Genomic DNA, 19,887 nt, shown 5'->3' on the forward strand with positions numbered 1-19,887 from the left:
CACTTGCGATCTCACCTGTACGCTGCCCAGGCCAAAAATGACAAGTGGATAACCCTTTGGATCTCTTATGTTAGATAGCTTACTTGTCATCCTGTTACTGATCGTAATCAGTGCATTTTTTTCCCTGTCGGAAATCTCGCTGGCAGCCGCCCGCAAGATAAAACTCAAGCTGCTGGCGGATGAGGGCAATATCAATGCGCAACGCGTATTGAAAATGCAGGAAACGCCGGGCATGTTCTTTACCGTGGTGCAAATTGGCCTGAACGCCGTGGCCATCCTCGGCGGTATTGTCGGCGATGCGGCTTTTTCACCGGCGTTCAGCAGCCTGTTTAACCGCTTTGTCGCGCCGGAACTGGCGGAGCAGCTCAGTTTCATCTGCTCGTTCACCATCGTCACCAGCCTGTTTATCCTGTTCGCCGACTTAACGCCAAAACGGGTCGGTATGATCGCCCCGGAAACCATCGCCCTGCGCATCATCAATCCGATGCGTTTCTGCCTGCTGTTAATGCGCCCGCTGGTGTGGCTGTTTAACGGTCTGGCTAACGTCTTCTTCCGCATCTTTAAACTGCCAATGGTGCGTAAGGACGATATCACCTCTGATGATATCTACGCGGTGGTGGAAGCCGGGGCGCTGGCCGGGGTGCTGCGTAAACAGGAACATGAGTTAATCGAGAACGTGTTTGAGCTGGAGTCACGTACCGTTCCGTCGTCGATGACCTCACGCGAAAACATCGTCTGGTTTGATCTGCATGAAGATGAAACCAGCCTTAAAACCAAAATCGCCCAACATCCCCACTCTAAATTCCTGGTCTGCAGCGGCGATATCGATCATATCGTCGGTTACGTTGACTCGAAAGAGCTGCTGCTGCGGGTGCTGGGAAATCAGAGTATGGCGCTGAACAGCGGTTTGCAGATCCGTTCTGCGCTGATTGTGCCGGATACGCTTACGCTGTCTGAGGCGCTGGAGAGTTTCAAAACCGCCGGGGAAGACTTCGCGGTGATCATGAACGAATATGCGCTGGTGGTTGGCATCATCACCCTGAACGACGTGATGACCACGCTGATGGGCGACCTGGTCGGTCAGGGCATGGAAGAGCAGATTGTGGCGCGTGATGAGAATTCATGGCTGGTAGAAGGCGGTACGCCGATTGATGATGTGATGCGGGTGCTGGACATCGATGACTTCCCACAGTCAGGCAACTACGAAACCATCGGCGGCTTTATGATGTATATGCTGCGTAAGATTCCTAAGCGTACCGACTTCGTGAAGTTTGCCGGTTATAAGTTCGAAGTGGTGGACATCGACAGTTATCGCATCGACCAGCTACTGGTGACCCGCATTGATGAGCGGCCGCCGGTGCTGAATATGACCAAAAGCGAAGAAGAGTAGACTGACTAAGCGCCTGGCCCATCAGGCGTAATTTTTGCAGACAGTCTGGACTCAGACAGCGCGGAACAAGCAGGCTTACAGGTACTACGTAAGGGTTGGGCGCACTGACCCGGTTAAGACTGGCAACGTTCAGACTGACAAATAACATAGCCTGACTGGATAAACGCTAAGGGCGCCATCGGCGCCCTTGTGATTAGTTGAACTCAAGTTTCAGACGAACGACCTGGCGGTTAATTTCTGACATCACGCTCAGGTGCTGTTTGTCTTTCACGCGCGGGATTAACACTTTCCCTTTATCAAACTCAAACGCGCCGACATCCTTGATATACAACCTTCCTTTGAACAGCGTTTTTACATATTTCGCTATTTGCAGCGGATTATAGCGCTGGAAGATCTTCATACTGATTAACTCCTGTACAATTTTAAGCACGCTTCGCCGTTTCCAAAATAGGTACGAGCCCATGAAGCGCGAATTCGGGGTAAACTATAGAACACTCAGCGCTGCTGGTGTTCCGAAAAATGAATTTTTTTACTGAGTTGACACATCATTACAGAACACTCTGTTATTACGCTCACACAACACAGTATAAACCTTCAGTCGTTAAGGATTTGTGGTGCTGATAACAAACCTGACACCTTTCCAGGACAGCTGCATCATCCCCGCCTACTATTGCAATAAAATGACTAACTGGTCTGATCACTTAAGGAAACAGCGATGCGAATCACTCTGGCAGCGATAGTTTTGTCGTTACTGATACCGGCAAGCGTTATGGCGCATGATTTGAAGCAGGATGCGCGTGTACCGGCCGTCGGCGTGAATGACAAAGGTGAGCTGTTATTGCAGCAGGATAAGTTTAGCTATAAAAACTGGAACAGTGCGCAGCTGAGCGGGAAAGTTCGCGTGATTCAGCATATTGCCGGGCGTTCATCAGCCAAACAAATGAATGCGGCCTTAATTGAAGCGATCAAAGCCGCGAAGCTGCCGCATGAACGTTATCAGACCACCACCATCGTTAATACCGATGACGCGATTCCGGGTACCGGCATGTTTGTGCGCAGCAGCATTGAGAGCAATAAGCAGCAGTACCCATGGTCACAGTTCATCGTCGATGACAAAGGCAATGTGCAGCGCGCCTGGCAGCTGCAACAGGGCGGCTCTGCCATTGTGGTACTCGATAAACGCGGCACGGTGAAATTTGTTAAGGATGGGCCGCTGACGCAGGAAGAAGTACAGCAGGTGGTGACGCTGGTGACCTCCCTGCTGGCGCAGTAGCGGTTGCAGAGTGGCGGGAGGCGAGCCTCCTCCCGCTTAACCGGCTAGAACAGAGAGACGCGAAAGCCGGGATTGAGGAAGGATTCGCGTGGCGCGTAATCCAGGGTTTTGCCCTGCCAGTCGTGTACGTGGGCACCCGCCGCCATCGCCACCGCGTGACCTGCGCCGGTATCCCAGATGTTGGTCGGCCCGAAGCGCGGATAGAGCTGGGCTTTGCCTTCCGCCACCAGGCAGAACTTCAGCGATGAACCGGTCGCCACGGTCTGATGTTCACCCAGCTGTTTCAGATACTGTTTCATCTCATCATCGTCGCCGTGTGAGCGGCTCACCACCACCAGCGGCGGCCGGGCGTCACGCGCCTGAATCTGTTCACGGTGGCCGCCCTCTTCTTTCCAGGCTTTGCCTTCTGCGGCAGAGTACATCACCCCCAGCGCGGGCGCATAGACCACGCCCAGCACCGGTTTGCCAGCGTCAATCAGCGCAATATTGACGGTGAATTCGCCGTTACGCTTGATGAACTCTTTGGTGCCATCGAGCGGATCGACCAGCCAGTAGCGCTGCCAGTGCTGACGCACCTCCCAGGCCGGCGGGTCCTCTTCTGACAGGACCGGCAGGTCAGGCGAAAGCTGCGCCAGACCGTTAACGATCACCTGATGCGCGGCGATATCGGCCGCGGTGACCGGCGAGTCATCCGATTTGTGAGAAACGTCAAGCGGCGCGGCGTCGTTGTAAACCTGCATAATCGCGTCGCCCGCTTCGCGTGCCAGTTGGCAAATTTGCTCTAACATTTTTCACCTCGTTGTGTCCATCTGCTGCACGTTCAGTTCAACGCCTGATGGTTACATTTTAGCAGTTCCGCTCCGCCAGCCGATCGCGCGACGGCAGTCCGGAGCAATTTATAGATATATCAATATCATAGTTAACTGCTTATCGCCACGCCTGCCGGCCCTGCCACAGTCTGAAAGCTATAAACCGCTGAGCGATGCGCCAAAACGATACATCCATCACGATTTAAACTGACCACTCGTCAGGCTTTTACATTACTTTGAGAGCCTTAACTTATCTGGCAGCAGGAGCAAGCATGTTTAAGCCTGGAATGATGTTACTGGCCCTGAGCATTTCCGTCGCCGCATCGGCGGCAACGGTCGATTTGCGGATACTCGAAACCACCGATCTGCACAGTAACATGATGGATTTCGACTACTACAAAGATACTCCGACCGAGAAATTTGGCCTGGTCCGGACCGCCACGCTGATTCATGCGGCGCGCCAGCAGGTTAAAAACAGCGTACTGGTCGATAACGGCGACATCATCCAGGGCAGCCCGCTCGGCGATTATATGGCAGCCAAAGGGCTGAACGCGGGCGAGATCCATCCGGTTTACAAAGCGCTTAACACTCTCGACTACAGCGTCGGCAATCTGGGTAATCACGAGTTTAACTATGGCCTGCCTTACCTGAAAAAAGCGCTGGCCGGCGCACGCTTTCCTTATGTCAACGCCAACGTTATTGATCTCAAAAGCGGCAAGCCCCTGTTCACCCCCTACCTGATTAAATCGACCGAGGTGGTAGATCGTGACGGCAACGCGCAGACGGTGAAGATTGGCTACATCGGCTTTGTGCCGCCACAGATTATGGTGTGGGATAAAGCCAATCTGCAGGGCAAAGTGCGGGTGGATGACATCACCGAAACCGCCCGCCGCTACGTTCCTGAAATGCGCGCTCAGGGTGCCGATATTATCGTCGCCATTCCCCATTCCGGCCTGAGCAGCGAGCCGTATCACGCGCTGGCGGAAAACTCGGTTTACTACCTCAGCCAGGTTGAAGGTATCAACGCCATTATGTTTGGCCATGCACATGCGGTGTTCCCGGGCAGTGACTTCGCCACTATCAAAGGCGCAGATATCGCCCAGGGAACGCTGAACGGCGTTCCGGCCGTGATGCCCGGCATGTGGGGCGATCATCTGGGTGTGGTCGATCTGGTGCTGAATAATGACGGCGGACGCTGGCAGGTCAGCAGCGGCAAAGCCGAGGCGCGGCCGATTTATGACAGCGCAGCGAAAAAGTCGTTAGCGGCGGAAGATCCGGCGCTGGTGCAGGTGCTGGCTGACGATCATCGTGCTACGCGGGCATTTGTCGCTAAGCCGATCGGCAAATCCGCCGATGTGATGTACAGCTATCTGTCACTGGTGCAGGACGATCCGACCGTGCAGATCGTGAATAATGCGCAGCGCGCCTACGTTGAACATTTTATTCAGGGCGATCCGGATCTCGGTCGACTGCCGGTCCTCTCTGCGGCAGCACCGTTTAAAGCGGGTGGCCGCAAGAACGATCCGGCCAGCTATGTTGAAGTAGAGAAAGGACCGCTGACCTTCCGCAATGCCGCCGATCTCTATCTTTATCCGAATACCCTGGTGGTGATGAAAATCAGCGGTGCGCAGGTGAAAGAGTGGCTGGAATGTTCGGCGGGCCAGTTCAATCAGATCGATCCGCACAGCAGCAAAACCCAGTCGCTGATCAACTGGGATTTCCGTACCTACAACTTTGACGTGATTGATGGGGTAAATTATCAGATCGATGTGACCCAGCCAGCGCGTTATGACGCTGAGTGTCAGCTGATCCATCCGCAGGCGTCGCGCATTCGCCAGCTGAGCTGGCAGGGCAAGCCGATCGATCCACAGGCAACCTTCCTGGTGGCGACCAACAACTATCGCGCTTACGGCGGCAAGTTTGCCGGCACCGGCGATAAGTACATTGCCTTTGCTTCACCGGATGAGAACCGTTCCGTGGTGGCCGCCTATATCAGTGCGGAAACCAAAAAACAGGGTGAAGTCAGGCCGCAGGCGGATAATAACTGGCGTCTGGCGCCGATTGCCTCTGCCACGCCGCTGGATATCCGCTTTGAAACCGCGCCTGCCGATAAAGCGACCCACTTTATTCAGCAGCATGCACAGTATCCGCTCCAGCCAACGGGCACGGATGCGATCGGTTTTGCTCTCTGGCAGGTAAATTTACAGCAGTAAGAAGGAAGAGGCAGCGGCGGGCAGAACCGCCGCTGGCGTTCCCTTTGTCTGGTCATCTGACAGAGGCTCAGGTCAGGCCCGCGAGGGGACGCAATGCTGCCCCCGCCAGGGGAGCAGCGCCGGGGTATTACAGGATTTCCAGCAGCTCTACTTCAAAAATCAGGGTGCTGAATGGCGGGATAGAGGCACCGGCACCACGCTCGCCGTACGCGAGGTTGTGTGGGATCACCAGTTCCCATTTTGAGCCAACCGGCATCAGGGTCAGCGCTTCAATCCAGCCGGCGATCACGCCGCTGACCGGGAATTCTGCTGGCTCACCGCGTGCTACGGAGCTATCGAACACGCTGCCGTCAATCAGTTTGCCGGTGTAGTGCACGCGAACGCGGTCCTGGCGTGAAGGGATAGGACCTTCGCCCTGGGTGATGACGCTGAACTGCAGGCCGGATTCGGTGCTGCTCACGCCTTCACGCTGCGCATGTTCCAGCAGGAATGCCTGACCTTCTGCCGCCATCGCTTCGGTGCGCTCACGGCGCACGCCTTCTGCGCGTTCATGCACTTCACGCAGTGCGCGATGAACCACATCAACCGGTACCGCCGGCGAGTTCCCTTCCAGCGCGTCGCGCAGGCCCGCGAGCAGTGCTTCTGGCTGCAGCCCCTGCAGACCAGATTCCAGCAACTGCTGGCCAACCTGTAAACCAATACCGTAACTTGCTTGTGCTTCGACGCTGTCGAAAGAAGGGGTAGTCATCTTCGTTCCTTTCACTCTCGGATAAATTCGAACCGGCAGCATAGCAGTGCAGGCCGCTGGCGTAAAATGCCCTGCATCGCAGATGACTTTTCGCGGCGAAAGAGAAACAATACCCCGGTCAAATTTATCAATGCTGGCAGGCACTTCGCGCCGGTATTGCCCATACTATAACTGTTGACGGAATTACGCCGTCTGTTACACACAAAAAGAGAGAACACATGGGCCAGATCGCCCCACGACGCCGCAGGACGCGCGCAACGCGTATTGTATCCCGGCTGCAAACCTGGCTGGCCGCACGCAAGCCGCAGCAACCCGCTGGAGAGGAGGAACCACGAATGGCTTCAGACGCGTCATCACGGCTACCGACATGGCTTCATCGTATCTGGCATGTTACCGACCACATCGGCTGGATGGACCCGCTGCCTGCGCCGCATCGCCGTGGCATTGTTATCGCGCTGCTGGTGATGCTGCTGGCGTTTCTCTGGCCGGTCAGTACACCGCGCTATCCGGTGGAGCGTCCGGTTACGCCGTCGGCTGAGAAAGAGGTGCCGATGCAGGCGGATATTTATGACAACAAAACCGACTCATCCGCTTCTCAGCCGCAGCCGACGCCAAAAGCGGATTCACAGGGAGAGTGGCGCAACTATACGGTCGCCTCAGGCCAGACGCTGGCCCAGCTGTTCCGTGACAACAGTCTGCCGGTGAATGATGTGTTTGCGATGGCGCGGGTGGAAGGCAGCGATCAGCCGCTGAGTTCACTGAAAAGCGGTCAACAGGTCAAAATCCGTCAGGATGCACAGGGCGCAGTGACCGGACTGACCATCGAGGGCGCTAACGGCCCGGTGCTGTTCACGCGTCAGCCGGATGGCAGCTTTATTCGCGCGCAATAGCGTTCTGGCGGCGATAAAAACAAAAACGCCGGCACAAGGCCGGCGTTCCCGCAGCGCTCAGTAATAAAAATTACTCAGCAACGATATTCACGATCAGTTTCGCGAATACTTCACTGTGAACCTGGAAGTTCACTTCGTGCTCACCGGTGGTGCGCAGAACGCCGTTCGGCAGACGAACTTCGCTCTTAGCCACTTCAACGCCAGCTGCAGAAACTGCATCAGCGATGTCGCGGGTACCGATAGAACCGAACAGTTTACCTTCGTCGCCTGCTTTAGACGCGATGGTTACGGTGCCCAGTGCATTGATTTTCTCAGCGCGTGCATTTGCTGCAGCCAGAACGTCGGACAGTTTAGCTTCCAGTTCTGCACGGCGTGCTTCGAAGAATTCAACGTTTTTCCTGGTAGCAGGAACAGCTTTGCCCTGTGGTACCAGGAAGTTACGAGCGTAGCCCGCTTTAACGTTAACCTGATCACCCAGGCTGCCCAGGTTTGCTACTTTATCAAGCAGAATAACTTGCATTACCTTATCCTCTTAAAGTCGTTAATGGACAGTTGCCGATTACTGATGACGATCAGTGTACGGCAGCAGAGACAGGTAACGCGCGCGCTTGATAGCACGAGCCAGCTGACGCTGGTATTTTGCGCGAGTACCAGTGATACGGCTTGGTACGATCTTGCCGCTTTCAGTGATGTAGTTTTTCAGCGTTGCGATATCTTTATAATCGATCTCTTGAACGCCTTCCGCGGTGAAACGGCAGAACTTGCGACGACGGAAATAACGTGCCATTTGGCTAGTCTCCAGAATCTATCAATTCAATCTGCTCGGCATGTAACACCATTTTGCTCTGGCCATTGCGTGCCTGATGGCAGCTAATGAAACCGTCGAGTGTGAGTTGCGTGCCGACCGTTATATGTTGAGTAATCACCTGATGGGCAGTGCCGCTGATAATCACCGGCATACGACACCAGGCTTGCCGGTGAAACCCGGCCTCCTCCTGCACTGAGCGGTGCTCAAGCACAAACTGACAGTGCGGAATTCCTGACGGGCTAATTTTTCGAACCGGCGTCTTGCACACCGTGCCAGACAAGCGCAGTCGATTAACCGTCACGATGGATTACTCTTCAGAATCCCCAGCATCTGAGTCATCAGCGGATTCGTTAGCAAAATCTTCGCGGCGCTCACGACGCTCGTCTTTCGCTTTAACCATCGGTGATGCTTCAGTTACCGCGTTTTTAACGCGCATAACCATGCTACGGATAACGGCGTCGTTGAAGCGGAAGTTCGTTTCCAGCTCATCGATCGCTTCCTGCGGCGCTTCAACGTTCAGCAGAACGTAGTGCGCTTTGTGCAGTTTGTTGATCGGGTAAGCCAGCTGACGGCGGCCCCAGTCTTCCAGACGGTGAATCGTGCCCTGTGCACCAGTGATGGCACCAGTGTAACGCTCGATCATGCCCGGAACCTGTTCGCTCTGGTCAGGATGGACCATAAATACGATTTCGTAATGACGCATCGAAATTGCTCCTTACGGATTATTCAGCCTCCTGTCGGGGTCAACCGCGGCCCATGGAAGCAAGGAACGTTATAGGCTGTGTCCCACAAAGGTTCGTTGTGACGAGCACTTGTGGGACACAGCCTGAGAATGCGGCTGAAAAATTGACGCGTAATCATACTGGCGGCGACCACTAAACTCAAGCGCACATTTCAACAAATGCCATCCGGCGTGCCAGATACGCAGCCTTTTCGTGCTAATCATGTGAATACAGCGGGTTAAACGGGGATTGTTCAAAAACGTTGATAAAGAGGTTCAGGCGGACGATCTGGCGATAATATCGCCAGTCGCTAAACTTAATGCAGACGTTACGGTTTGGCTTATCGGCGTCTAACAGAGTGTCTTCCCTGAAGTGAGGAGTCGGCCATGAAAAGGTACGTCATCGCCACTTTACTGGGTCTCTTCCTGTCTCTACCCGCTCTTGCCAGCAATGCTGACTGTGCGCAGCAGATGAGAAGTCACAGCAGCAAAGCGGCCGCGGGTTATGTTTACGTTAATCGACTGGATGCACCGGAGAATAATCCGGTCAGTGCGCCAGCCCGACTGTCAGAACGGTTCACTGCCCGCTGATAAACGGGTCGGACCCGGGCGGAGCAGACCCCTCCGCCCTTTTTTACGTCTGAGGTTAAAGCTGGTGCTTAAAGAAGCTCACCAGCGCCGTCAAACCTGACGGCGTAATCTTATGCCCAATCTGCGTCTCCGACAGGGAAGTCAGATGCTGCGCTAATCCTTTGCTGCGCAGCGCGGTTTCCAGCCGGGCGCTTTCAGCAAAGGGCACCACCTCATCGGCTTCGCCATGCCACAGCAGCAGTGGACGATTGGCCAGTGTCTCCAGCCGGGTGCTGGGATCGTATTCTGCCAGCGGGGCCATGCGGGCCTCAAACTGTGCCTGCTGTTCCGGCGAGCGCACCACCAGCGGTGGGAACAGCGTCTGGCTGAGCTGCATAAAGTAACCGGAGCCCATCATACAGGCGACGCTGTGAATCTGCGGATAGCGGGCCATCGCCCCCAGCGCCGTCATACCACCCATCGACGCCCCGGCGACCGCAAACCGTTCTCCGGCAATCAAATCCGCACTGCGCAGCGCCGATTCCAGCTGCGGCAGCTCATCAATATTTTTTTTCAGGATATCCCAGAAGCGACTCAGGCGGCTTTCGGCATCGCCGTGATAGCGTGCGCCGTGCAGATCCGCATCCGGCATCACCGCCCGGAATCCGGCCTGCGCTAAGGCGACGGCGAAATAGGCATAGACCTCTTTCGACGAGGTGAAGCCGTGATAAAACAGCACGGTCGGCAGCCGGTTACGCCGCTGACCAGCCGGCGCGGCGTGCAGACACTCAATTCCTGCCAGCGTTTCCGTGTTGAGTTCGATCATATTCTCTCCTGAAGGGGCAAAGCACAGGCTTTGAGTGTAGGTTCTGCCACCCCATTTGCGAAGCCATTCCTCGCAGCCCGTCGTCAGCTTCCGCACTAAACTTTTCCGTGTTGCTGCCGTTGATCCGGTATCCCCCTCAAGTGATCAAAGGTAATTTATGAAGCGTCTCTCTCTCAGCGGCCTGAGTCTTGGAGTTAAGCTGTCTGTACTGACGTCTCTCAGCGTAGCGTTATTACTGCTGGTTCTGACGCTGACCCAGAGCCACACCGCCTCACGCCAGCTGGAAAACCTCGCGATTGATGATATGCACAATCAGGTGCAGGGCATCAGTGAAATGGCGACCATGTTCAACGCCACGCTTTCCGAAGAGGTGAGCAACTACACCACTTTGTTTAGCAGCTTTTTACCCAAGCGCTTTAGCCTCGATGAGAGTGCCCGGGTGCAGGTGGGCAGCTTTTCGACGCCGGTGCTGCGTGCCGGCTTAAAGACGCTCAACCTCGATCAGACGGCGGTGGACGATTTCACCGAGCGCACCGCCGCGGTCGCCACCATTTTCGTGCGTGACGGCGATGATTTTATCCGTATCTCCACCTCACTGAAGAAGCAGGATGGCAGTCGCGCCATCGGCACCCAGCTCGACCGCGCCAGCGCCGCCTGGAAAAGCGTGCATCAGGGGGAAATCTACCGCGGCCTCGCCACGCTGTTTGGCCATCGCTACATCACCCAGTATCAGCCGGTCAAAGATGCCAGCGGTACGGTAGTCGCCATTCTGTTTGTCGGGGTCGGAATCGATCAACAATATGCCCTGATGCGGGAGAAGATCCTCGCACGCCGGCTGGGCGACAGCGGCCATTTTTATGTGATTAACGGCGCGCCCGGCAGCGCTCAGGGTCAGTATCTGTTTGATCAGCAAAACGAAGGGAAACTGCCGGGCTGGGATAACGCGATACAGCAGCAACTGCTGACCCAGCCGCAGGGGATACAACAGCTGGAGGTAGCCGGTGAGACCCGCATGCTGGCCTGGCAGCAGTTACCGGGCTGGAACTGGGTGATTGTCGGCGAGGTTAACCGCGCCAGCCTGCTGGCACCGATTACCCACAGTCGTAACCTGTTTTTACTCACCGGCCTGGCGCTGGTGCTGGTGTTTGCGCTTGGCTTTGTCTGGTACAGCCGCCGGGCGATTACCCGCCCGCTGCAGCAGGTGATTCATCTGGCGCAGCAGTATGCCGCCGGTAATTTGCAGGTGCATCTTGATACGCCGCGTCGCGACGAAGTGGGCCAGCTGATCAACGCCATCAACGGCATTGGCGATGGCCTGGAGAAGATCGTCGGCCAGGTGCGCAGCGCCGCGCAGGAGATCAGTGACGGCACCGATACCATCGCCGCCAGCAGCCACAATATCAGCGAACAGATTGGTCGTCAGGCCAGCAGCGTTGAGCAGACCTCGGCCAGCATGGAGCAGTTTGGCGCGACGGTAGAACATACCGCCGATAGCCTGCGCCAGGCGATGTCGCTGGTGTCTGAAGCCAGCGCTATCGTCAGCCAGGGCAGCCAGACCGTGGTGCGCTCGGTTAACACCATGTCGGCCATAAAAATCTCGTCGCAGAGCATTGCTGATATCACCCATGTGATCGAATCTATCGCCTTCCAGACCAATATCCTGGCGCTGAATGCGGCGGTTGAAGCCGCGCGCGCCGGTGAACAGGGACGCGGATTTGCGGTGGTAGCGGCCGAAGTGCGGGCGCTGGCGCAGCGCTCGGCGCAGGCCGCGAAAGAGATTGATGGGCTGATCGCCACCTCAATCGGCAACGTGGCGGAAGGCCATCTGTTATCTGAGCAGACCCGCGACGCGATGACCCACATCGTGACGCACATTGAGCAGGTTCAGGCGCTGATGGGCGAGATTAACGTGGCGGCGCAACAGCAGGCCGCCGGCATTGGTCAGGTTAATCTGGCGATGAACCAGATTAGCCAGGCGACGCATCAGAACAGTGAACTGGTGGCACAGGCGGAAAACAGCGCCCAGAACCTGAGCGATAAAGGCCATCATCTGACCCAACTGGTCAGCGTTTTTAGCCTCAAATCCTGACGGCATTCGGGACGATGACATACACTTAATGCTTCGTCCTGCATGAGGGTTTTTCTATGCGTTTCGCTTACTTACTGGTGTTAAGCCTGTCACTGGCAGGCTGCTCTGCGTTTCAGACGACCCCAAAAGCGCCGCCCGCGCCAACGCAACAGGCGCAGGAAATTTTACGGGCGCAAAGTGCCGGTTTACCGAAGCTGGGCAATATCACCGTCAACGTGCACGGTTCACCCGATGATGCACAGCGCGCCGTGGCCGCCCGGGCCAATCAGTCCGGTGCGACTTACTATCAGATCGTGGCGCTGAGTGAAACGGTGATGCCTGGCTTATGGTACGCCAGCGCGATCCTCTACGGCGCTTCACCCACCGCAGGCGCGGGCCAGTAAGCGGTCGGCCAGCGCGGCGTCAAGTGGACGTGAGCCGCGCTGATCGAGCCATTGCCGGCACCAGCCATCCGCCAGCGGTGGCTCGGCGTATTTCAGCAGCTGTGCGCCCGTTGCCAGCAGCAGCAGGCTGCGGGTCAGTTCCCGCGCCTGCGCCTCCGGTATTTTGTGCAGCCGCAGACGCAACTGTCGCCAGCGCGCATCGAAATGGCGGTTGCTGCCTTTGACCGCCTCAAATTCCTGGCTGAGCATCTCTGCCGCATCGCTCTGCCGCGAAAGCGCGCGCAACACGTCGAGGCACATCACATTGCCCGACCCTTCCCAGATACTGTTAACCGGGATATCGCGATACAGGCGCGGCAGCTCACTGGCTTCGCAGTAGCCGATGCCGCCTAACACCTCCATCGCTTCCGCCACAAACGGCGCGCCCGCTTTGCATATCTGGTACTTCGCCGCCGGGGTAAACAGGCGGGCAAAGGCAACCTCATGCGGTTTTGCCGGCTGCGACCAGGCGCGGGCCAGCCGCATCAGTAAGGCGGTCTGCCCTTCCAGCTGCAGCGCCTGCTGCGCCAGCACCTGATGCATCAGCGGCTGATCTACCAGATTTTTACCCAGCACCTGACGCTGGTGCGCATGATAGAGCGCAACTGAAAAAGCGCGCCGCATCTGACCGTGACTGCCAAGCGCGCAGTCAAAGCGGGTCATGCCGCCCATTTTCAGGATCAGCCGCACGCCTTCACCCTCTTCCCCCAGCAGCCAGCCGGTGGCATCGCGAAACTCAACTTCGCTGCTGGCATTGGATCGATTGCCCAGCTTATCTTTTAGTCGCTCAATCAGGATGGCATTGCGGGAACCGTCCGGTAGCAGGCGCGGCAGGAAGAAGCAGCTCAGGCCGGCCGGCGTCTGCGCCAGCACCAGATGCGCATCGCTTTGCGGCACTGAGAAAAACCACTTATGACCGGTCAGCCGGTACCTTTCACCGGGGCCGCGCGCACCCAGCGGCTCAGCACGGGTGGTGGTAGTGAGCAGATCGCTGCCGCCCTGTTTTTCTGTCATGCCCATGCCGATCAGCAAGCCGCGTTTTTGATCGCCAGGCTGGGCATGGGTGTCATAGCGATCGCTGAGCAGCGGATCGAGCCAGCCTTCGAACGCGGCCGGCAGATAGGTCTGGAGCAGCGGGATGGCCGCGTGGGTCATCGTCACCGGGCAGAGCGTGCCCGCTTCAACCTGAGCATGCAGAATAAAACGGGCGGCACGCGCCACACTGGCATGTTCGCGCACCGTTGGTTGCCAGCTGAGATTGTGCAGACGGCTGGCGCAGACGCCCTGCATCAGCAGATGCCAGGCGGGATGAAAACGCACTTCATCAAGCCGCACGCCACGCGCATCGTAGCGCAGCAGTTCAGGCGGTTCGGCATTGGCCAGCCGGCCAAGCTCCAGCGATTCAGCACTGCCAAGCTGCAGTCCGACGGAAGCCAGCCATTCGCGATCCCACTCCGCGCCCTCGCGCTGTAGCGCTTCACTCAGCGGCGTATCGGAAAGGAACAGATTGCTGTTACTGAGAGGATGGGGCTGATTAAAAACGGTGTGTGTTGTCCAGGTCATAACCACTCCTCGCGGATGTCACTCAGTAAGTATACCCGTCGTCTTTCAAGCTGCATTTTTGTTGGCTGCGTTCACTCACCCGAATCACTTACTCATGTAAGCTCATCGGGATTCGTTCTCTTACCGCCTCAATGCAACCCGAAATCCTTTGGGTATATACGAATGACGCGCAGTTATGCCTGGTACAGAAACTAATTTGTGGCGAGGATCACAGCGGGGATCAGGCGTTGCGCTGGCGCACCGCTTCAAACAGGCAGACGCCGGTCGCGACCGAGACGTTCAGCGAAGAGACGCTGCCCGCCATCGGAATACTGATCAGCTCATCGCAATGTTCACGGGTCAGGCGACGCATACCTTCACCCTCTGCGCCCATCACCAGCGCCATCGGGCCGGTCATTTTGCTCTGATACACGGTATGATCGGCTTCACCTGCGGTGCCGACTACCCAGATGTTGTACTCCTGCAGCAGACGCAGCGTCCGGGCCAGGTTAGTGACGCGGATTAACGGCACGTTCTCTGCCGCACCGCTGGCTACTTTTTTGGCGGTGGCATTCAGCGGAGCGGAGCGATCTTTTGGCACGATCACCGCATCCACGCCCGCCGCATCGGCGCTGCGCAGACAGGCTCCGAGGTTATGCGGATCGGTAACCCCGTCCAGCACCAGCAGAAACGGTTTCTCCAGGCTCTGCAGCAGATCCGGCAGATCGCCTTCCTGATACTGACGGCCCGGCTTAACCTGCGCCACGATACCCTGATGCACGCCGCCTTCAACCTGGCTGTCCAGCCACTTACGCTCTGCCAGTTGAATCACGATCCCCTGAGCTTCCAGCGCGGCGACCAGGGGTTGCAGGCGACGATCGTCGCGGCCTTTGAGGATAAAGACCTGCTGGAAACGTTGTGGGTCGCGTTCCAGCAGCGCCTGCACGGCATGGATACCAAAAATAATTTCGCTCATCGATCTGCTCAGTGTTTGGAAATGAATAAATTACCGCCCTTTCCCGGCTGAGAAAGGGCGGCTATGCGCATCAGTCAGTTTGCGCTTTTTTGCTGGCGCGCTTAGCCCGCGTGGCGGCGGCGATTTTACGGCTTTTTTCCGAGACGGTTTTACTTTTTTTCTCGGTTTTTGCCGCTGCCGGTTTGCCCTTGTCACCGCGGAAAGCTGCGTCTGGTTCAAAATTGGACTTCTTGCTGACATCACGACGGCGTTTTGACGGTGGCTTACCATCACGTTTCGCCCGATCGCGCTCGGTTTTACCTTCGCCGCGCACCTGACGCTGGCTGGAGATCAGGGCAAAGTCGATTTTACGCTCGTCCATGTGCACCGCTTCGACCCGCACTTCCACAATATCGCCAAGACGATAGGTGCGGCCGCCGGACTCGCCAATCAGGCGCTGACCCACCGGATCAAAACGGTAGTAGTCGTTATCCAGCGTCGAAACATGCACCAGACCATCGATAAACAGATCGCTTAAGCGAACAAAGAAGCCAAAGCCGGTGACGCTGGAGATCACGCCATTGAACACGTTACCGACCTGGTCCTGCATGAAGTCACACTTGAGCCAGTCCGCGACGTCGCGGGTCGCTTCATCAGCCCGGCGTTCGGTCAGGGAACAGTGCAGCCCCAGCTGCAGCATCTCCGGCATATCGTAGTGATAGCCACCGGTCGCGGTCATCCGATCTTTGATCGCGTTGCTGTCTTTCGGCATCAGATATTTGATGGCGCGTTGTACCAGACCTTTACCTTCACCCTGCTCTTTTGCCAGCAGATATTTGATGGCGCGATGCAATGTCAGATCCGGGTAGCGGCGGATTGGCGAGGTAAAGTGGGCATAGGAAGTCAGCGCCAGACCGAAGTGGCCGCGGTTTTCCGGATCGTAAACTGCCTGCTTCATCGAACGCAGCAGCATGGTTTGCAGCATTTCCGCATCCGGACGATCGGCCACCTGTTTCAGCAGCGCCGCGTAGTCGATCGGCTGTGGTTTGTTGCCGCCGGGCAGGCTCAGTCCCAGCTCGTTTAATACGGTACGGAAACTTTTGATGCTTTCGTCGGTTGGGCGATCGTGATCGCGGAACAGCGCCGGTTCCTGATTTTTCTCAACGAAGCGTGCCGAGGCGATGTTCGCCAGGATCATGCACTCTTCAATCAGTTTGTGGGCGTCATTACGTGAAACACGCTCAACACGCTCAATGCGGCGCTCGGCGTTGAAGATGAACTTCGCTTCTTCAGTCTCAAACGAGATACCGCCACGCTCTTCACGTGCTGCTTCCAGCGCCTGATACAAGTTGTGCAGCTCTTCAAGGTCTTTCACCAGCGGCGCATACTGCTGACGCAGCTCTTTGTCGCCCTGCAGAATGTTCCAGACTTTGTTGTAAGTCAGACGCGCATGCGAATTCATTACCGCTTCGTAGTGTTTGAAGCCGGTCAGTTTCCCTTTCGAGGAAACGGTCATTTCGCACACCATACACAGGCGATCGACCTGTGGATTGAGCGAACATAAACCGTTCGACAGCACTTCCGGCAGCATCGGTACCACCTGCGACGGGAAATAGACCGAGGTACCGCGCTGATGGGCTTCGTTATCCAGCGGCGTGCCGGGGCGAACGTAATAGCTCACATCGGCGATAGCCACCCACAGCCGCCAGCCGCCACCGCGTTTTTTCTCACAGTAAACCGCGTCGTCAAAGTCACGGGCGTCTTCGCCATCAATCGTGACCAGCGGCAGCTTACGTAAGTCAACGCGTCCTTTTTTGGCCTCTTCCGGCACTTCTTCTTTCAGCTTGCTGACCTGCTCTTCAACCTCTGGCGGCCAGCTGTGCGGGATTTCATGGGTCCGCAGCGCCATATCGACCGCCAGGCTGGTGCCCATATCGTCGCCCAGAATCTCAGCTACTTTACCGATCGCTTTGCTGCGACGCGTTGGACGCTGAACTAACTCCACCACCACGACCGAGCCCATGCGGGCATTCATGGTTTCTTCCGGTGGGATCAGGATGTCAAAGCTCAGGCGGCTGTCGTCCGGCACCACAAAACCAGCACCGGCGTCGGTAAAGTAACGGCCAACAATCTGGTTGTTGCGAGGTTCCTGTACCCGGACCACGCGCGCTTCGCGGCGGCCTTTACGATCGGCACCCAGCGGCTGTGCCAGGATAACGTCACCGTGCATGCAAAACTTCATCTGTTCGGCGGAGAGGTAGAGATCGTCCTTCTGACATTCTGCCCGCAGGAAGCCGTAGCCATCACGGTGGCCGATGACCTTCCCGCGCAGCAGATCCAGACGTTCCGGCAGGGCATAGCATTGACGGCGGGTGAACACCAGCTGACCATCACGCTCCATGGCGCGAAGACGGCGACGCAGAGCCTCAATGTGCTCTTCTTCCTGCAGGTTCATCTCTTGCGCCAGCTCTTCGCGGCTGGCCGGTTTTTCACGTTTTTCTAATAGCGCCAGAATAAATTCACGGCTTGGAATAGGGTTTTCGTATTTTTCAGCTTCTCTATCCTGAAAAGGATCTTTTGACATAGCGGTTCCTCCGATGTCATTGAGTATTTATTGCCACCGGCGGTTCGGACAATATGATTTCATATAGTTGGGTGTTCCCTTCAACCAAATCCGCCAACGTGTAACTATCCAGTTCCTGCAGGAAGCACTGCACCGCGTCATGTAGCGCCTTCTTCAGGCGACAGGCGGGCGTGATGGAACAGGATGCGCAGTCCACTAACTGTAGCGGCTCCATCTTACGCACTACGTCACCAATCACAATCTGACTGGCTGGCATGCCAAGACGAAGTCCCCCGTTTTTGCCGCGCGTTGCTGCGATATATCCCGCCCGGCTCAGTTGATTAATAATTTTGACCATGTGATTACGTGATACACCGTAAGTGTTGGTCACTTCAGTGATGTTGGTCTGCCGGCCTTCGGGTAACGAAGCCAGATAAATCAGGGCCCGTAAACCATAATCAGTAAAACTCGTCAGCTGCACAGTAACCTCAGTGAATCATCAAAAGTGGCATCGCATAACTCGCCTTGCGATTGATGTCAGGAATAAATCGGATCGCCATGCGATTGGCTACGATGATAAACCAGAGTCTGATTGATCGTGCGTTTTTTTCAGCCAGCACTGGGTTGGACAAGCGAAGGGAGGTTTAGTGGCATCAATGAGTGGAAAAACAAAGGCCGGACAGGGTCCGGCCTGGGTGATTATGCGTCGAACGGATCGCGCAGAATCATCGTTTCACTGCGGTCCGGGCCAGTTGAGATAATATCAACCGGAACACCCGTCACTTCCTCAACACGCTTGATATAGTCGCGAGCAGCTTGTGGTAAGCCCTCCAGCGTTTTGACACCAAAAGTGGTCTCGCTCCAGCCTGGCAGCGTTTCGTAGATCGGCTCAATGCCTTCCCAGTTCTCTGCCGCCAGTGGCGTGGTTGTTACTTCACGGCCATCCGGCATCCGGTAAGCCACGCAGATTTTAACTTCTTTCAGGCCATCCAGCACGTCCAGTTTGGTCATGCAGAAACCAGAAAGGGAGTTGATCTGCACCGCACGACGCACCGCAACCGCATCCAGCCAGCCGGTACGACGACGACGGCCGGTGGTGGCACCGAACTCGTTACCCTGCTTACAGAGGAACTCACCGGTTTCGTCAAACAGCTCGGTCGGGAATGGACCAGCACCGACGCGGGTTGAGTACGCTTTCACAATACCCAGCACGTAATCGACATAGCGCGGGCCAATGCCTGAACCGGTCGCCACGCCGCCAGCGGTGGTGTTGGACGAGGTCACGTACGGATAGGTACCGTGATCGATATCCAGCAGCGTACCCTGCGCGCCTTCAAACATGATCAGATCGCCACGCTTACGCGCGCCGTCCAGCAGCTCAGAGACGTCAACCACCATGCTGGTCAGGATGTCGGCAATCGCCATCACATCGTTCAGCACTTTATCGAAGTCGACCGCCTGCTCTTTGTAGTAGTGAACCAGCTGGAAGTTGTAGAAATCAACCACTTCTTTCAGCTTGGCGGCAAAGGTCTCTTTGTTGAACAGATCGCTGACGCGCAGCGCACGGCGGGCGACTTTATCTTCATAAGCCGGACCAATACCGCGGCCGGTGGTTCCGATCGCCTTCGCACCACGCGCTTTTTCGCGCGCCATGTCCATGGCAACGTGATACTGCAGAATCAACGGACAGGCTTCAGAAATCAGCAGACGTTCGCGTACCGGAATCCCGCGCTCTTCGAGGCCTTTCATCTCTTTCATTAAGGCTTCAGGAGAGAGCACTACGCCGTTACCAATAATGCTGGTGACGTTATCGCGCAGAATGCCAGAAGGGATCAGGTGGAGGACGGTTTTTTCACCGTTGATGACAAGTGTGTGGCCCGCATTGTGGCCGCCTTGATAACGCACAACGTAATTCGCGCGTTCAGTCAGAAGGTCTACAATCTTACCTTTACCTTCGTCACCCCATTGGGTGCCCAGTACGACGACGTTCTTACCCATTTCTCAAAATCACCGATTGCTTAAAAAAGGATTCTACCATCTGATCCGGTGGTTTTCAGCACTTTTAGCA

At 56.3% G+C, this 19,887-nt stretch carries 20 protein-coding genes; 7 read left to right on the plus strand and 13 right to left on the minus strand.

Annotated features, from left to right (window positions below; all coding sequences use genetic code 11):
* Positions 1-67: 67 nt before the first annotated feature.
* Entirely contained in the window at positions 68-1,390 is a 1,323-nt protein-coding gene (gene paeA / locus AC6I8D_RS17420) for a polyamine export protein PaeA (RefSeq protein ID WP_031376402.1), read from the plus strand.
* Between the two features lie 193 nt (positions 1,391-1,583).
* Here paeA and AC6I8D_RS17425 read toward each other — a convergent pair whose 3' ends face one another.
* On the minus strand, positions 1,584-1,790 hold the full coding sequence (locus AC6I8D_RS17425; RefSeq protein WP_003855513.1) for a DUF1107 domain-containing protein: 207 nt from the start codon (positions 1,788-1,790) through the stop codon (positions 1,584-1,586).
* A 315-nt stretch (positions 1,791-2,105) separates the two neighbouring features.
* Here AC6I8D_RS17425 and AC6I8D_RS17430 point away from each other — a divergent pair, with 315 nt between their 5' ends.
* Positions 2,106-2,663, plus strand: coding sequence for a YtfJ family protein (locus AC6I8D_RS17430; RefSeq protein ID WP_312758702.1), 558 nt, complete (start codon positions 2,106-2,108; stop codon positions 2,661-2,663).
* 44 nt (positions 2,664-2,707) lie between these two features.
* Here AC6I8D_RS17430 and cysQ read toward each other — a convergent pair whose 3' ends face one another.
* Positions 2,708-3,451, minus strand: coding sequence for a 3'(2'),5'-bisphosphate nucleotidase CysQ (cysQ, locus tag AC6I8D_RS17435; protein ID WP_312053295.1), 744 nt, complete (start codon positions 3,449-3,451; stop codon positions 2,708-2,710).
* Positions 3,452-3,744: 293 nt separating this feature from the next.
* Here cysQ and AC6I8D_RS17440 point away from each other — a divergent pair, with 293 nt between their 5' ends.
* Positions 3,745-5,685, plus strand: a complete 1,941-nt coding sequence (locus AC6I8D_RS17440; RefSeq protein WP_497820533.1) for a bifunctional 2',3'-cyclic-nucleotide 2'-phosphodiesterase/3'-nucleotidase — start codon at positions 3,745-3,747, stop codon at positions 5,683-5,685.
* Positions 5,686-5,812: 127 nt separating this feature from the next.
* Here AC6I8D_RS17440 and bamJ read toward each other — a convergent pair whose 3' ends face one another.
* Positions 5,813-6,433 (minus strand): BamJ family beta-barrel-assembly machinery protein, encoded by a 621-nt coding sequence (bamJ, locus tag AC6I8D_RS17445; protein WP_031376406.1) that lies wholly within the window; start codon positions 6,431-6,433, stop codon positions 5,813-5,815.
* Positions 6,434-6,651: 218 nt separating this feature from the next.
* Between bamJ and AC6I8D_RS17450 the strand changes: the two genes are divergently transcribed.
* Positions 6,652-7,323: an OapA family protein gene (locus tag AC6I8D_RS17450; RefSeq protein ID WP_497820534.1), complete on the plus strand. Its 672-nt coding sequence runs from the start codon at positions 6,652-6,654 to the stop codon at positions 7,321-7,323.
* A 70-nt stretch (positions 7,324-7,393) separates the two neighbouring features.
* Here the strand turns inward: AC6I8D_RS17450 and rplI are convergent, their stop codons facing one another.
* From rplI to rpsF, 4 genes are read right to left on the minus strand one after another with little or no spacing between them, the layout of a single operon-like run.
* Positions 7,394-7,843, minus strand: a complete 450-nt coding sequence (rplI, locus tag AC6I8D_RS17455; RefSeq protein ID WP_312758709.1) for a 50S ribosomal protein L9 — start codon at positions 7,841-7,843, stop codon at positions 7,394-7,396.
* Between the two features lie 39 nt (positions 7,844-7,882).
* On the minus strand, positions 7,883-8,110 hold the full coding sequence (gene rpsR, locus AC6I8D_RS17460) for a 30S ribosomal protein S18 (RefSeq protein WP_000135199.1): 228 nt from the start codon (positions 8,108-8,110) through the stop codon (positions 7,883-7,885).
* A gap of 4 nt (positions 8,111-8,114) precedes the next feature.
* Positions 8,115-8,432 (minus strand): primosomal replication protein N, encoded by a 318-nt coding sequence (priB, locus tag AC6I8D_RS17465; protein ID WP_312053301.1) that lies wholly within the window; start codon positions 8,430-8,432, stop codon positions 8,115-8,117.
* Between the two features lie 6 nt (positions 8,433-8,438).
* Positions 8,439-8,834, minus strand: a complete 396-nt coding sequence (rpsF, locus tag AC6I8D_RS17470) for a 30S ribosomal protein S6 (RefSeq protein ID WP_031376410.1) — start codon at positions 8,832-8,834, stop codon at positions 8,439-8,441.
* Between the two features lie 405 nt (positions 8,835-9,239).
* Between rpsF and AC6I8D_RS17475 the strand changes: the two genes are divergently transcribed.
* Complete coding sequence (locus AC6I8D_RS17475; protein WP_312053303.1) at positions 9,240-9,443, plus strand: hypothetical protein; 204 nt, start codon at positions 9,240-9,242, stop codon at positions 9,441-9,443.
* Between the two features lie 55 nt (positions 9,444-9,498).
* Here AC6I8D_RS17475 and yjfP read toward each other — a convergent pair whose 3' ends face one another.
* Entirely contained in the window at positions 9,499-10,248 is a 750-nt protein-coding gene (gene yjfP, locus AC6I8D_RS17480; protein WP_312053304.1) for an esterase, read from the minus strand.
* Between the two features lie 157 nt (positions 10,249-10,405).
* Here yjfP and AC6I8D_RS17485 point away from each other — a divergent pair, with 157 nt between their 5' ends.
* On the plus strand, positions 10,406-12,337 hold the full coding sequence (locus tag AC6I8D_RS17485) for a methyl-accepting chemotaxis protein (protein WP_497820535.1): 1,932 nt from the start codon (positions 10,406-10,408) through the stop codon (positions 12,335-12,337).
* 56 nt (positions 12,338-12,393) lie between these two features.
* Positions 12,394-12,720, plus strand: a complete 327-nt coding sequence (bsmA, locus tag AC6I8D_RS17490; RefSeq protein WP_497820536.1) for a biofilm peroxide resistance protein BsmA — start codon at positions 12,394-12,396, stop codon at positions 12,718-12,720.
* Here bsmA and AC6I8D_RS17495 read toward each other — a convergent pair.
* The 5 genes from AC6I8D_RS17495 to AC6I8D_RS17515 form a co-directional block, all read right to left on the minus strand.
* A complete protein-coding gene (locus tag AC6I8D_RS17495) occupies positions 12,694-14,322 on the minus strand; it encodes an isovaleryl-CoA dehydrogenase (RefSeq protein ID WP_497820537.1) in 1,629 nt (542 codons plus the stop codon). The two genes, bsmA and AC6I8D_RS17495, sit on opposite strands and share 27 nt — an antisense overlap.
* A gap of 220 nt (positions 14,323-14,542) precedes the next feature.
* Positions 14,543-15,277 (minus strand): 23S rRNA (guanosine(2251)-2'-O)-methyltransferase RlmB, encoded by a 735-nt coding sequence (rlmB, locus tag AC6I8D_RS17500; RefSeq protein ID WP_031376415.1) that lies wholly within the window; start codon positions 15,275-15,277, stop codon positions 14,543-14,545.
* A gap of 70 nt (positions 15,278-15,347) precedes the next feature.
* Positions 15,348-17,840: a ribonuclease R gene (gene rnr / locus AC6I8D_RS17505; protein ID WP_497820538.1), complete on the minus strand. Its 2,493-nt coding sequence runs from the start codon at positions 17,838-17,840 to the stop codon at positions 15,348-15,350.
* A gap of 16 nt (positions 17,841-17,856) precedes the next feature.
* Complete coding sequence (nsrR, locus tag AC6I8D_RS17510) at positions 17,857-18,300, minus strand: nitric oxide-sensing transcriptional repressor NsrR (protein ID WP_312053308.1); 444 nt, start codon at positions 18,298-18,300, stop codon at positions 17,857-17,859.
* A 218-nt stretch (positions 18,301-18,518) separates the two neighbouring features.
* Positions 18,519-19,817: an adenylosuccinate synthase gene (locus AC6I8D_RS17515; RefSeq protein WP_312053310.1), complete on the minus strand. Its 1,299-nt coding sequence runs from the start codon at positions 19,815-19,817 to the stop codon at positions 18,519-18,521.
* Positions 19,818-19,887 lie beyond the last annotated feature (70 nt).

The organism is Pantoea sp. X-Soil-MYKO-1785 (assembly GCF_059730675.1).

Excerpts from the sequence above, each read along its gene's own strand:
- AC6I8D_RS17425 (WP_003855513.1), bottom strand. The coding sequence starts at position 1,790 with ATGAAGATCTTCCAGCGCTATAATCCGCTGCAAATAGCGAAATATGTA.
- AC6I8D_RS17485 (WP_497820535.1), top strand. The coding sequence starts at position 10,406 with ATGAAGCGTCTCTCTCTCAGCGGCCTGAGTCTTGGAGTTAAGCTGTCT.
- paeA (WP_031376402.1), top strand. The coding sequence starts at position 68 with ATGTTAGATAGCTTACTTGTCATCCTGTTACTGATCGTAATCAGTGCA.
- AC6I8D_RS17430 (WP_312758702.1), top strand. The coding sequence starts at position 2,106 with ATGCGAATCACTCTGGCAGCGATAGTTTTGTCGTTACTGATACCGGCA.
- rpsF (WP_031376410.1), bottom strand. The coding sequence starts at position 8,834 with ATGCGTCATTACGAAATCGTATTTATGGTCCATCCTGACCAGAGCGAA.
- rpsR (WP_000135199.1), bottom strand. The coding sequence starts at position 8,110 with ATGGCACGTTATTTCCGTCGTCGCAAGTTCTGCCGTTTCACCGCGGAA.
- AC6I8D_RS17440 (WP_497820533.1), top strand. The coding sequence starts at position 3,745 with ATGTTTAAGCCTGGAATGATGTTACTGGCCCTGAGCATTTCCGTCGCC.
- cysQ (WP_312053295.1), bottom strand. The coding sequence starts at position 3,451 with ATGTTAGAGCAAATTTGCCAACTGGCACGCGAAGCGGGCGACGCGATT.
- AC6I8D_RS17515 (WP_312053310.1), bottom strand. The coding sequence starts at position 19,817 with ATGGGTAAGAACGTCGTCGTACTGGGCACCCAATGGGGTGACGAAGGT.
- bsmA (WP_497820536.1), top strand. The coding sequence starts at position 12,394 with ATGCGTTTCGCTTACTTACTGGTGTTAAGCCTGTCACTGGCAGGCTGC.
- yjfP (WP_312053304.1), bottom strand. The coding sequence starts at position 10,248 with ATGATCGAACTCAACACGGAAACGCTGGCAGGAATTGAGTGTCTGCAC.
- rlmB (WP_031376415.1), bottom strand. The coding sequence starts at position 15,277 with ATGAGCGAAATTATTTTTGGTATCCATGCCGTGCAGGCGCTGCTGGAA.
- bamJ (WP_031376406.1), bottom strand. The coding sequence starts at position 6,433 with ATGACTACCCCTTCTTTCGACAGCGTCGAAGCACAAGCAAGTTACGGT.
- AC6I8D_RS17495 (WP_497820537.1), bottom strand. The coding sequence starts at position 14,322 with ATGACCTGGACAACACACACCGTTTTTAATCAGCCCCATCCTCTCAGT.
- rnr (WP_497820538.1), bottom strand. The coding sequence starts at position 17,840 with ATGTCAAAAGATCCTTTTCAGGATAGAGAAGCTGAAAAATACGAAAAC.
- rplI (WP_312758709.1), bottom strand. The coding sequence starts at position 7,843 with ATGCAAGTTATTCTGCTTGATAAAGTAGCAAACCTGGGCAGCCTGGGT.
- AC6I8D_RS17450 (WP_497820534.1), top strand. The coding sequence starts at position 6,652 with ATGGGCCAGATCGCCCCACGACGCCGCAGGACGCGCGCAACGCGTATT.
- AC6I8D_RS17475 (WP_312053303.1), top strand. The coding sequence starts at position 9,240 with ATGAAAAGGTACGTCATCGCCACTTTACTGGGTCTCTTCCTGTCTCTA.